Origin of the sequence: Bacteroides luti (assembly GCF_900128905.1) — a bacterium.
GTDB lineage: Bacteria > Bacteroidota > Bacteroidia > Bacteroidales > Bacteroidaceae > Bacteroides > Bacteroides luti.
This window is the reverse complement of record NZ_FQTV01000015.1, coordinates 43,738-57,397: the sequence shown is the minus strand read 5'-3', so window position 1 is coordinate 57,397 and position 13,660 is coordinate 43,738. Positions and strand designations below refer to the sequence as shown.

Annotated in this window: 7 protein-coding genes; 5 read left to right on the top strand and 2 right to left on the bottom strand. The window is 37.5% G+C overall.

What is annotated here, in order from left to right:
* Nucleotides 1–7: 7 nt before the first annotated feature.
* Both BUC21_RS13115 and BUC21_RS13110 read right to left on the bottom strand, forming a co-directional pair.
* The gene (locus BUC21_RS13115) at nucleotides 8–3,313 is read right to left on the bottom strand and encodes a SusC/RagA family TonB-linked outer membrane protein (protein ID WP_073403158.1); all 3,306 of its coding nucleotides are present in this window, start codon (nucleotides 3,311–3,313) and stop codon (nucleotides 8–10) included.
* Nucleotides 3,314–3,334: 21 nt separating this feature from the next.
* Entirely contained in the window at nucleotides 3,335–5,848 is a 2,514-nt protein-coding gene (locus BUC21_RS13110) for a fasciclin domain-containing protein (protein ID WP_073403156.1), read from the bottom strand.
* Nucleotides 5,849–6,555: 707 nt separating this feature from the next.
* Here BUC21_RS13110 and BUC21_RS13105 point away from each other — a divergent pair.
* From BUC21_RS13105 to BUC21_RS13085, 5 genes are all read left to right on the top strand, one after another.
* Nucleotides 6,556–7,593, top strand: a complete 1,038-nt coding sequence (locus tag BUC21_RS13105) for an asparaginase (RefSeq protein WP_073403154.1) — start codon at nucleotides 6,556–6,558, stop codon at nucleotides 7,591–7,593.
* 57 nt (nucleotides 7,594–7,650) lie between these two features.
* Entirely contained in the window at nucleotides 7,651–9,018 is a 1,368-nt protein-coding gene (gene radA / locus BUC21_RS13100; protein ID WP_073403152.1) for a DNA repair protein RadA, read from the top strand.
* A 13-nt stretch (nucleotides 9,019–9,031) separates the two neighbouring features.
* Nucleotides 9,032–10,594: an NAD(P)/FAD-dependent oxidoreductase gene (locus BUC21_RS13095; protein WP_073403150.1), complete on the top strand. Its 1,563-nt coding sequence runs from the start codon at nucleotides 9,032–9,034 to the stop codon at nucleotides 10,592–10,594.
* A 26-nt stretch (nucleotides 10,595–10,620) separates the two neighbouring features.
* Nucleotides 10,621–11,193 carry a response regulator transcription factor gene (locus tag BUC21_RS13090; protein ID WP_073403148.1) on the top strand — a complete coding sequence of 191 codons (573 nt, stop codon included), beginning with the start codon at nucleotides 10,621–10,623 and terminating at the stop codon, nucleotides 11,191–11,193.
* A gap of 73 nt (nucleotides 11,194–11,266) precedes the next feature.
* On the top strand, nucleotides 11,267–13,543 hold the full coding sequence (locus tag BUC21_RS13085; protein ID WP_073403146.1) for a TonB-dependent receptor: 2,277 nt from the start codon (nucleotides 11,267–11,269) through the stop codon (nucleotides 13,541–13,543).
* The last annotated feature ends 117 nt before the right edge of the window (nucleotides 13,544–13,660 follow it).

Here is a 13,660-nt window from a genome sequence, read left to right as displayed (position 1 = left end):
TCTTTAATTAAAAGGTTAGAGATAATCCTAAAGTATATTCTTTACTACGTGGAGTTGTTGCATAATCATATCCTGTTTTGAAAGGATCACTACCACCTACTGAGACTTCCGGATCTTGTCCTGTATAATTTGTCCAAACGAATAAGTTCTGCATTGTCAGATAAATAGAAGCATCGTTTAAAAATGTTTTAGCTAACATTTTCCGATCGAAAGTATACTTAAATGTCAATGATTTAAAACGTAGGAAAGAACCATCTTCAATAAACCTGTCTGATCCCAGGTAATTATATCCTTTTTTATAAAGAGCCCTTGGAAGCAAACCTTCTGGTGCATCAGCCTCATTCTCATAAGAGTGCCTCCATCTGTTCAAGACTGCTGTACTTTGATTATTAAAGCTATACATATTCTCCATATTCATCTTAGCTGAATTCACAATATCATTTCCGTAGCGGTAGTTAAAATATAGATTCAGCGTAAAGTTTTTATATCTAAAACTTGGACCAAATCCTCCCTGAAACAAAGGATTGGCATTACCCAAATAAACGATATCCAGATAATCAATATTACCGTCATGATTCAAGTCTTCATATTTAGCATCTCCTTCCTGAAATTGATAGTCAATTGAAGGATACCCAAAGCGCATTTGCACCGGAACTCTTTCACCTGCATCATTATATGTAAATATTTTGCCTCCATTTTTATCACGGGCAATGGTCTGATCCTTATTCAAGTAAACACCATTATACTTATATCCATAAAATGAACCTAAAGGTTGGTCTATCTCAAATCGTCTGATATATGAACCATTTGCAGTACTTACTCCTGATTCCATTGGATATTGTTCTGAAATACTACGCACAAAGTTCTCATTACGAGCAATGTTAAAATTAAAGCTAAATGTAAAATCTTTCGTTTTTACCGGAGTAGTCATTACAGATAGCTCCCATCCCTGGTTATCCATAACTCCCACGTTCATATCAACAGAAGAGAAACCGGTTGATGTTGGGATGTCCAATCCATAAAAGAATAAGTCGTTTGTTCTTTTCTTATATAATTCAAAATCAACATTAAAACGATTATTGAATGCAGCAAAGTTTACACCAAAATTCTTCTGAATAGATCTTTCCCAACGGAGGTCTATTAATTCTAGATTATTGGGATAAGTCCCTGCGGAACCCAGATAATTATAATCATATATACCATAAGTACTGATATGACCAAAATCTGATTTTGGAGCATTACCATTTACCCCATAGCTGGCACGTAAGCTTAATTCATCAAGCCATTTTAATCCTTTCATAAAAGGCTCACCTGAAATTCTCCATCGGGCAGAGATACTAGGAAAACTACCCCAACGATAAGATCTACCAAAACGAGAGCTTCCGTCTGTACGAATGTTACCAGAAACGATATAACGGTCTAACAGACTATACTGAGCATTTGCAAAAAAAGAAACCGATCTGTTTTGTGAACTTCCTGAATAAATACCTAAAACACTTTGCCCGGCTACACGTGAAGCAATAGAAGGGTCCTTTAAATAAGGACTTGCATTATTACCTGTAGTAGACTTATAACTTGCAGAAGACTTATCGTTAGTAGATGTACCCAGCAAGACTTGTAAATCATGCTTTTCTCCTAAATTAGGAGTAAAAATCAATTTATTATAAGTTTGAATAGTGAAAGCTTCGCCATCAACATCATCAGCTCTGTTTACGCTTATTTCATTCCAGGGACGACCTGTAGCTGTTTGTGGCAAAAATGCATTGTTCTTATTATTCATAACATCAAAGCCTACATCAAACTGATAACGTAAGAAAGTGAACGGTGTCCAGACTAAAGTAAGATTCGGAATAATACGATCACTTATTGATTTATACAAGCCTTCATTAGCCATAGCTACAGGATTATAGATTCCACTTTGAGAAGTGGAGTTCCAGTATCCCTGAGGAGATTCTAATGGAGAGAAATAATTACCGGTTAACAGGCCTAGTGCGTTATATTCATAAACACTCATGTTTGGCATTTTTGTATAGGCCATTTCACCCACATCTTTACTGTTGCTCAAATAAGAGATATAATTACGATTATTTTCTCCGTGTGTATATGACATACTTGCCTGGAATTTAAGTTTTTCAGACACATTATAGTCTACATTTAAACGAGTTGAAATACGTGTAAAGTCTGTTCCTATTGTTGTTCCTTGCTGATTATAATAGCCAACAGAAGCTCTATACTGAGCCTTATCCCCACCCCCACTAATAGAAATATTATGGTCTTGTGTAAAACCAGTACGGGTAACTTCATCAAACCAGTTTGTATTTTGTCCGTAGTTATAAAAATAGTACGGATTATTAACATCATTAGCAAATTCCGGATATGTATTAGGATTAAATGCGATCCCACTATTCATCATTTCATCCTGTATCAACGTATTGTATTGATCACCAGATAATGTAGGAATACCTCTTGGTAATTTATCAATTGATCCTTTAAATGAATAAGAAACACGAGGCTTGCTAACTGCACCTCTTTTAGTTGTAATCTGTAAAACACCATTGGCTGCACGAGATCCCCAAATAGCTGTAGCAGCAGCATCTTTCAATACTGTTATTTCCTTTATATCATCCGGAGCAATATTCAACATCTGAGAATATTCTTCTTCATCAGCATTTGCAAAGTCAAAATCAGAAGAAATTGTTGTTTCATAAGGAAAACCATCCACGATAATTAATGGCTGTGAAGAACCATTAATTGAAGTGGTTCCACGAATACGTATAGACATACCTGCACCAGGAGTACCTGAGCTAGCAACAATATCAACTCCGGCAATACGCCCCTGCAATGCATCTTCAACAGAAGCACCTGTAAGTTCTGCTAAATCTTTAAGTCCTATAGTAGTAGCAGCAGTAGTTAAATCTCTTTCATTGATATTCATCATACCATTGCTTACCTTCTTGCGTCCAACAACAACAGCTCCTTCGATCATTACATCAGTCTGAACTAAAGCAATATCTACTTTTGTACGGTTATTAACAGTAAGAGTTTGTTTTTGAAAACCAGCATAAGTAACAACTAACTTATCTCCATTCTTCATATCAGACATCAAACTGTAATTACCATCCATATCTGTAACGGCATAACTTACCACACGCCCATCTTTGTTAATCAGTTGTATATTTGCACCTGGTAACGTCGATTTGTCTGATGTCGAAGTTACAACACCACGAATCATAACTTTTGATTGTGCAAAAGTTAAGCCCGGTAAGCAACTCAAAAAAATGAGTAAGAGATATATATAAAATACTCTTTTCATTGATTCATATATTTAAGGTTATTAATTCGTTGAATTTACTTTGAAAGTCAAATATCCATCTACAAGATGTATTACAGCTCTTGGTCCCATGACATTACTGTTGTTTACACCTCGTATCACCCCAGATGTACCAATTCCTTTTACCAGGATATTAGATCCTTCTTCTATATTTTTAGCCTGAAAAACAAGCTGACCATTAACTTTCGTAGCTTCAGCGTATGTCTTTACTCCAACTAAATCAGCAGATGAATCATTCACCTTATAAAGTGTAGCACATTTGCTTGTTACATAATTCCCAGGAATGAAACGGCTTAATCCATCATCCGAATATACAGTACCTGAAAGTATTTGTGAGCTAACGAAATTTACTGCCTGGGCCCATTCTTTATCTTTGGTTACAACAACATTTGCTAATGCTGGAAGATTTCCAGCAGCTACTGCTGCATTAACCTGTTCATTAGTAGGTATCAGAATTGTATAATACCCTGAAGCATTAATACTTGGTGAAACAACACTTAATACCTTGTCCCAATATTTTTTAAATTCAGATGTTTGTGCAGGATTAGCTGCAAAATAATTAGCAACAAACGTTGTAATAGACTGATCCTCCCAACCTGCTGCTGCTGCAGGGTTACTATTTCTTGGACTATATTCCAATAATTTGTCTATAGCAAAAACTTGTCCATTATTTAATGTAGCAATTGGCGTGATAGTTACCCATTCACTATCCAAAATATTGCCCACTGCCTGGACTTTGCCATTCTTGAATCGGATCATATCTCCATAATCATTCACGGCATAGCCAAATCCATCATAGCCAATAGAAGAGTTTCCATTGAAATCTACAATCGCACTATTTATATCATTATTTTTGATACGTTTAAACACGCACATACGAATAAGACGTTTCAAACGATCAAGTGCTGTACCACTTTTTATACTTGAATTAGAAAAACGGTCACCAACTGCTGACTGCGTAACATCATAAGCAAAGCCGTCCCTCTTTAACAATTCATCTGAAGGTAACAATATTGTATAATTCTCTTCTGTATAACCAGATAAAGGGCTCTTTAAAAAATCTGTATACAAATCATTAGCATACAATCCTGTAAGAGCTATATTTAACCATGAATAAGCAGGGTTAAGCAAAATTTCAGAATAAACTGTTTCAAAATATCCACTCTTAATTACATGATCAATACCATAGAAAAAACCGTTGCTCGCCATTTTTTTCTCAATAATACCACTTTCATTAAAAGTTTTTCCTGAAGCACCCTGCTCATTAAAAAATTCACTATTAGCATTTTGCGCAGTTGTATACTGACTTGGCCATATTATACCATCACTCATATGAGCTTTTAAGAAATACGTTAAAGTAGCAGTCGGAAGTTCTGAAATTGATTTTGCATATTTCAAAAGCTTATTTTGAACAAACTCATTCACAGCCTCATTAGATGGAACAAACATAGTATATCCATCTCCTTCATCAGATGCACCTGAAACACCAGAATAAAGTTCAACATTTGGAGAAAAAGGTAGTGAAGGATACGCCTTTACATATAAATCTACAATATTACTATCCGGATATAGGGTTTTGTAATACTCTGTAAAGGTATTGGTCTGAGTATATTTAGCAAATTGATAGGATCCATCAGAGGTCTTATGATCAAGAAGAGCCTTAAATGCTGAATAATTATCGTTCTTCAACATTTCATCGAAGTTATTAAGTGGGAGCGATACAGAATTAACTTCATGAATAACTCCATTTTCAGAATAAAGGTCACTTTTTACAATCTCTCCGCTTAGTACATTCTGACCAGAAAAGTTCGTTGAAAAGAATGTATTATAATCACTTGATGATAAATGATTATTTGTAAAGTATGAGTTTGTCAGAATTGGAAGATACTTGTAATTATGCACTTCTGTAGAAAATGTTCCATTATGTGCATTTGCATCTATTACCCATTCTGTTTTACCGTTTACATTTTCCTTATAAATTGTTTTATAATAAGGAGTACGCTTTTTATAAGAAGCACCTGCAGACCACTGAGAAGTTGTTAACACATCTCCTAAATGCTCTAATGCATATTTATTATACACTAAAGAATAACTTACTATCTGGTTTGCTACAGATTTAGGTATATCTTTAACCGAAGCATAACCTTTTTCTTTAAGAAACTTAGCAAAAGCTTCATCATTAGGAGCAAAAACAGTATAGTTACCTGAGCCTTTCAAGACCTGACTATAAAGAGTTTTGTCCACACACTCTAAATAATTAGAGAAACGTCCCTCACTTTGCAAAGTCTGGTATATTGGATCTTCTAACCAAGAGGGTCTGTCGTAGTAAGAATCAAAATCCTTACTACACGATCCAAAAAATAAAACTAAAATTGAAAATAATAGTAGCTTTTTTATTCCGTATTTTATAACAGAATCTTTCACTCCTATTGATTTGAAGCAACCTATATAAAAAGATTTTTGTTTCTTTAAAGAAAAACAACTCCCTCTTTTAAGGTAATAATTTTCTTGTTTCATAGCATAGTAGATTATATAATTTAAATAAAAAACACGTTAGTTGAATATTTTCTATTCCAGATCAAGGTTATTACAAAAAAGTACACAATAACGATTACTAGATTTACAGCTCAGTAGTGAAATAGCAATAGAACCATTACATTAACTGAATTAAACATACCATCATCGATTTTCACATTTTTTTGAATTACAAAAATAGATTATAACATTATTTTATGGAATGTATTATCGTACAAACACATGTAAAATATATCAGAAAAGGGCTTTTTGCCCAGTTTAATACTTAATAGAGCTGCAAAAACAGCTGAATAACATTTGTAATTTTACAAAAAAGCGTTAGCCTATTAATTTAAAAATGCATACATAAATTCATATATAATTCGTCATATAAAAAAGTTTTTCTTATAGAAATAAATCCAAGTAGAAGGGTAATAAGCGTAAAAAAAATAATTAATCTAAATATATTAAAGTAAATATTCATCAGTCTCTTCTTGCTTTCTTAACCCCTTAAAAGTGTTATCGCAGAATTTATGACATCAGAACTAAAAGTCTTTTTTAAAATAAATAGAGCATTTATAAGAATATAGCTCCAGAATATATTCAAAACCATATCTTTTATATTTTTGTTATATAGATATTTATCATTTTGTTATAAAATAATAGAATAATACCTATATTTGCATTATAACAAAGGTAAAATCCAAAGGATGAAACAAGAAAATGCTTCCGTATTGATAATTTATACTGGTGGAACAATAGGAATGATTGAGAATGCTGAGACTGGTGCTTTGGAAAACTTCAATTTCGAGCAATTACAAAAACATGTCCCAGAACTTAAAAAGCTGGACTTCAAGATTGATTCCTGCCAGTTTAATCCACCAAGAGATTCCTCAGACATGGAGCCTGAGGCATGGGCTGATCTTTGCAGAATCATCTATGAAAATTATCGGAAATATGACGGATTTGTAATCCTTCATGGCACAGATACCATGGCTTACACGGCATCAGCTCTTAGTTTCATGCTGGAAAACCTCAACAAACCTGTAATTCTTACTGGCTCTCAACTTCCTATCGGCGTGCTTCGTACAGATGGAAAAGAAAATCTGATGACGAGTCTCGAAATTGCTGCGGCAAAACGCAGGGGAAAACCGCTGGTTCCTGAAGTTTGTGTTTTTTTTGAGAACCATTTAATGAGAGGAAACAGGACAACTAAGATTAATGCAGAGAACTTCAATGCATTTCGTTCTTACAACTATCCGGCACTGGCCGCAGCAGGTATACATATTAAATATGAACCTTCACTGATTCATCATTGCACAAACGGCAGACCTCTTACTCCACACCTTTCAATGGATACAAATGTAATGATCCTTAAACTATTTCCGGGCATTCAGGAAAATGTGGTTGCTGCAACTCTTGCCATCCCAGGATTAAAAGGTGTAGTTCTGGAGACTTACGGATCGGGAAATGCTCCCAGAAGTCAGTGGCTTATCAACCAACTTATTGCGGCAAATGAACGAGGAATCGTTATTGTTAACGTCACCCAATGTAGTGCAGGTACTGTAGAAATGGATCGTTACGAAACAGGCAAACAATTACTTGATGCTGGAATTTTAAGCGGATATGACAGCACAACAGAATCTGCCGTAACCAAACTAATGTTTCTTCTGGGACACGGACTTCCTCCTGATGAAGTGCGACAAATGATGAATATTTCCATTGCCGGAGAAATTACTATCAATTAATCTGTTTCTGAAAAAATATCGGTACTTTTGCAATTATATATAATTATAATTGCAAAAATGGCAAAAGACAAAACCGTATATGTGTGTTCGAACTGCGGACAAGATTCTCCCAAATGGGTAGGCAAATGTCCCTCTTGCGGAGAATGGAATACGTACGTTGAAGAGATTGTTCGCAAAGAGGTTGCCAATAAACGCCCAACTTCGGGTATTGAAACACCAAAAGCCAAACCTATATCTTTATGTGATATTGTTACATCCGATGAACCTCGTATTGATTTAAAGGATGAAGAGTTAAACAGGGTACTGGGTGGCGGACTTGTTCCCGGTTCATTGGTACTTATTGGTGGGGAACCCGGTATTGGTAAATCTACCCTGGTATTGCAAACAGTACTCCGCATGCCCGATCGCCGCATTCTTTATGTTTCCGGTGAAGAGAGTGCACGCCAGCTTAAACTTCGTGCCGACCGAATTAAGCATACTTCGTCCGATTGCCTGATTGTTTGTGAAACTTCATTAGAACAAATTTATACTCACATCAAGAATATACGTCCAGAACTGGTTATTATCGATTCTATTCAGACCATTTCCACAGAAACCATAGAATCATCTCCAGGTAGTATCGGACAAGTGCGCGAATGCTCGGCTTCTATCCTGAAATTTGCTAAAGAAACTAATACTCCGGTGATACTCATCGGTCATATAAATAAAGAAGGCAGCATTGCCGGACCAAAAGTACTGGAACATATTGTAGACACTGTGCTGCAATTTGAAGGAGATCAGCATTACATGTACCGCATTCTTCGTTCCATAAAGAATCGCTTTGGAAGTACTTCCGAACTGGGTATCTATGAAATGAGACAGGATGGATTGCGTCAGGTTAGTAATCCGTCGGAACTTTTGCTATCGCTCGACCATGATGGAATGAGCGGAGTAGCCATTGCTTCTGCTATTGAAGGAGTTCGTCCGTTCCTTATTGAGACACAAGCACTTGTCAGCTCGGCAGCCTACGGAGTTCCTCAGAGATCTGCCACAGGTTTTGATCTTCGCCGCATGAATATGCTACTGGCTGTACTTGAAAAACGAGTGGGATTCAAGTTGGGACAGAAAGATGTCTTTTTAAATATTGCCGGAGGCTTAAAGGTTAACGACCCTGCCATCGACTTATCGGTAATCAGTGCCATTCTTTCTTCAAATATGGATACAGAGATTGAAAGAGAAGTCTGTCTGGCCGGAGAAGTTGGTTTATCAGGAGAGATTCGTCCGGTAAACCGTATTGAACAACGAATTGGTGAAGCAGAAAAGCTGGGATTCAAACGGATGATTCTTCCCAAACATAATTTGCAGGGACTAGACAAAAAGAAAATAAATATAGAACTGGTTCCGGTAAGAAAGGTCGAAGAGGCATTCCGTTGCCTATTCGGTTAAAACAAAAATAGCTATGATACAAGAGATACAACTAAGAATATTACCGGAGATTGCGGCCAATGAACAGCGTTTGAAAGAATATCTTTCAAAGGAGAATGGAATTTCCCTGAAACAGCTCAATGCAGTTCGCATTTTGAAACGCAGTATTGATGCAAGACAGCGTACTGTTTTCGTGAATCTGAAGGTTCGTGCCTACATTAATGAAATGCCGGCAGATGACGAGTATATACATACAACCTATAAAAAAGTAGAGAATGCTCCACAAGTAATCGTTGTTGGGGCAGGCCCTGGCGGTCTTTTTGCTGCTCTTAAGCTGATTGAGGAGGGAATAAAGCCTATTATCGTGGAACGTGGTAAGAATGTGCGCGATCGTAAAAAGGATATTGCCCTCATTTCACGTGAACATATTGTTGATCCGGAGTCAAACTATAGTTTTGGTGAAGGTGGAGCCGGTGCTTATTCAGATGGAAAACTATATACCCGCAGCAAGAAACGTGGTAACACAGACAAGATTCTGAATGTATTCTGCCAGCACGGTGCAAGTACTTCCATTCTGGTGGATACTCATCCACATATTGGTACGGATAAATTGCCGGGAGTCATTGAAAAGATGCGTAATACCATTCTGGAATGTGGCGGCGAAGTGCATTTCGAAACACGAATGGACGCTCTGATTATAGAAAATAACGAAGTAAAAGGTATAGAGACAAATACCGGGAAGACATTATTGGGCCCGGTTATTCTGGCTACCGGTCACTCGGCACGCGATGTATATCGCTGGTTGGCAGCCAATAATGTAGACATTGAAGCAAAAGGTATTGCTGTGGGTGTACGTTTGGAACACCCGCAAATGCTGATTGACCAGATACAGTACCATAACAAAAACGGTAGAGGTGATTATCTTCCTGCAGCAGAATACAGTTTCGTTACTCAGGTTGAAGGCAGAGGAGTTTATTCATTCTGCATGTGCCCGGGAGGTTTCGTGGTACCTGCGGCAAGCGGCCCGGAACAAGTGGTAGTCAATGGTATGTCTCCATCCAACCGTGGCTCAAAATGGAGTAACTCGGGTATGGTCGTTGAAATCCATCCCGAAGATTTCCCTGAATATGCAAAGTATGGTCCGTTAGCACTGATGGAGTTTCAGGAAGAGCTGGAGCATCAATGCTGGATGCAGGGAGGTAGACGCCAGACAGCACCAGCACAACGAATGGTCGATTTCACCAAAGGAAAGTTAGGATCTTCCCTACCCGATTCTTCTTATAGTCCGGGATTAGTATCTTCTCCGCTTCACTTCTGGATGCCACAGTTCATTACCAAAAGGTTATCACAAGGATTCCAGCAATTCGGGAAGTTCTCACACGGATTCCTGACTAATGAAGCAACTATGATCGGTGTAGAAACACGAACCTCTTCACCGGTACGTATAATCCGTGATTCGGAATCATTGCAACACATCACCATTAAAGGATTATTCCCTTGCGGTGAAGGTGCAGGATATGCCGGCGGTATTGTTTCTGCCGGGATAGATGGTGAACGATGCGCCGAGAGTGCGGCAAAATATGTGCAGGCAATCTAAAAAATTAATTGTAAACAATATAGGTTATGGAGAATTTAGAAATTGCAATTATTGATGCAAATACGCTTACCTGCGTTGGCTTGAGAAATTTGCTGGAAAAACAACTGCCCAAAGCCGTCATTCGTTCTTTTGAAGATTTTCCTACATTTGCCGATGACACACCGGATATGTACACTCACTATTTCATATCCTCACAAACCTATATTCTTTACAATCCTTTCTTCCTTCCACGTAAAGAAAAAACTATTATAATGATGCATGGAGCAGGGAATCATACGTTTCCTGCTTCCAATCATATTATAAATATATTCCTTCCTGAAAAGAAACTGACCACGGAACTGATGAAGTTCTTTTCTCATAAATCGAGTGAAATGGAGAAGCTTCCATCGGATGATGAGCTTTCGGCCCGTGAAATCGAAGTATTGATTCTTGTAACTAAAGGACTCATAAACAAAGAGATTGCAGACAAGCTCAATATTAGTCTCACAACCGTTATCTCTCATCGCAAGAATATCACTGAAAAGCTCGGTATAAAGTCGGTTTCCGGATTAACAATTTATGCCGTGATGAACGGATACATTTCTCCCGATAGTATATAAAATCCCCATAAATGAGGATTGTGTTGTTTTTTTAATAGTCCGTACTTTGCAGACGAATTAAAAAACTACACAAATGAAAAGGAACATATTACTATTCTTTATTCTATTACTAACCCAAAACTTACTGGCAAGTGATCTTATTCCAAAGGATTCTACCAATAGCGTTAAGATAAAAGAGATTATAGTTACCGCTTCTCCAAAAGAATCCAAGCATTTTCGTCAACTTTCGGTTACTGTTTCAACAATCTCTCAGCATGAGATGCAGGCATACCAGATAAACTCACTGAAAAGCATGAACGGGATTGTTCCAAACCTCTTTATTCCCGATTATGGTTCCAAGCTGACTTCCGCCATTTATATCCGCGGAGTAGGTTCCAGAATAAATACTCCTTCTGTTGGACTGTATGTGGATGATATCCCTTATATCGATAAATCAGCATTCGACTTCAGCTTTTCGGATATTGAAAACATTGAAGTTTTGCACGGACCACAAAGTACTCTTTACGGAAGGAATGCAATGGGCGGACTTATCAAGTTACACACGAAATCTCCTTTTGCTTATCAGGGAACTGACCTGAATTTAAGTGCCAGTACCTACGATAGCTATTCCGCTGCATTAACTCATTATCACCGGGTTAATGATAAATTCGCCTTCTCTACCGGAGGATTCTATGAAAAGAGTGGTGGATTCTTTGAGAACACTTACCTGAACAAAAAAGCCGATCCGCTTAGCAGTGGCGGTGGAAGAATACGCAGTATCTGGTTACCAAAGGATAACTTAAAACTTGATTTGAATGTAAGCTACGAATACAGTGATCAGGGAGGATATCCTTATGCCATTTACGATAGTTCAACAGATAAAATTGGCGATGTTTCCACAAACAGAGAAAGCAAATATTACCGTGGATTACTCAATGCAGGGCTTAACATAAGCTATCAGGCCAGAAACTATATCATGAATGCTGCCACCGGTTTTCAAAACCTAAAGGACAGAATGTATATGGACCAGGATTTCACTTCCAAGGATTATTATTCCATTACTCAAAAACAAAAGCAAAATACCATTTCCGAAGAGATAACTTTCCGTTCCTTCGAGAATGAACGATACGAGTGGACCTGCGGAGCCTTTGGCTTTTATCAATCACAAAAGACTAATTCTCCTGTTTATTTCGAGAAAGACGGCATTTCCATGATTCAATCGGCTATGGATGCAGCTATGGCAGGACTGCCGATGACTGTTAAACTAACCGATGCCTCAATGCCTGTATATGGAAATTACAATACTCCTTCTTTAGGAGCAGCACTCTTTCATCAATCTACTTACAATGATTTCCTTATTAAAGGGTTATCTGCAACAGTAGGCTTACGACTGGATTATGAGAAATTAAAGATAACGCACAGCACAAATGCAACCATGAATGCTGTTATGACAATGCGTGGAAAGACAACTGACGCTTCACGAGTGGTTGATATTCATGGTAAAGTTGATGATGATTATTTGCAATTGCTTCCAAAGTTTGCACTTAAATATGATTTTCCTAATAATAAAACAGGTAATGTCTATGCTTCAGTAAGCCGTGGATTCCGCTCTGGTGGATATAACTTCCAGATGTTTGCTGACCTTGCACAAGCTCAGTTAATGGGTAGTTCTTCTACTGCCTTAACAGACGGAGATGTAGCTAAAGCAATAACCTATAAGCTCGAATATACATGGAACTATGAAGTGGGAACACACCTTTCTTTGCTAAACAATAAACTAATAGCCGATGCTGCTGCCTTTTACATGGATACCAGAGACCAGCAGGTGGTACGTTTTGCAGATAGTGGCTTAGGACGAATGACCGTGAATGCCGGGCACAGTGCCAGTCTTGGTGCAGAAGCCAGTATTCGTGCAACAATTACCAATGCATTTAGCCTGAATGCTGCTTACGGATATACTCATGCCACTTTCAAAGATTACGTCAGCAACCAGAAGAACCAGGCAGGAGAGCTCATTTCTGTTAGCTACAATGGCAATTATATTCCAATGGTTCCTCAGAACACCTTCAGCCTTGGTGCTGAATATGGCTTTTCATTCTCGAATAGTCTGATTAGCAGACTAACCTTTAATGCACAATATAACGGAGCAGGGAAAATATACTGGACAGAGAATAATGACGTGACACAAAAATTCTACGGAATTCTGAATGGGAAAATAGGAGTTACAATGAAGAAAGTGCAACTTGATTTATGGGCCAGAAATATGTTAGACGAGTCTTATGCAACCTTTGGCTTTGTATCAAGCGGAAAAACCTTTATGCAAAAAGGGAAACCAGTACAAGCAGGAATAGACTTGCGTTACAGATTCTAATTGACTTAAACTAAATATAGCTATTTCTTTTTTCTGATTAGAGAACCACACTATTGAAGATAGGGTACGGATATTGTTCACTTACAGAACCTGAGTAAAAGAACAATATTAGATACT

Bases quoted from the DNA above. Each gene is read 5' to 3' on its own strand.
- BUC21_RS13115 (WP_073403158.1), bottom strand. From the start codon at position 3,313: ATGAAAAGAGTATTTTATATATATCTCTTACTCATTTTTTTGAGTTGC.
- BUC21_RS13110 (WP_073403156.1), bottom strand. From the start codon at position 5,848: ATGAAACAAGAAAATTATTACCTTAAAAGAGGGAGTTGTTTTTCTTTA.
- BUC21_RS13085 (WP_073403146.1), top strand. From the start codon at position 11,267: ATGAAAAGGAACATATTACTATTCTTTATTCTATTACTAACCCAAAAC.
- BUC21_RS13090 (WP_073403148.1), top strand. From the start codon at position 10,621: ATGGAGAATTTAGAAATTGCAATTATTGATGCAAATACGCTTACCTGC.
- radA (WP_073403152.1), top strand. From the start codon at position 7,651: ATGGCAAAAGACAAAACCGTATATGTGTGTTCGAACTGCGGACAAGAT.
- BUC21_RS13105 (WP_073403154.1), top strand. From the start codon at position 6,556: ATGAAACAAGAAAATGCTTCCGTATTGATAATTTATACTGGTGGAACA.
- BUC21_RS13095 (WP_073403150.1), top strand. From the start codon at position 9,032: ATGATACAAGAGATACAACTAAGAATATTACCGGAGATTGCGGCCAAT.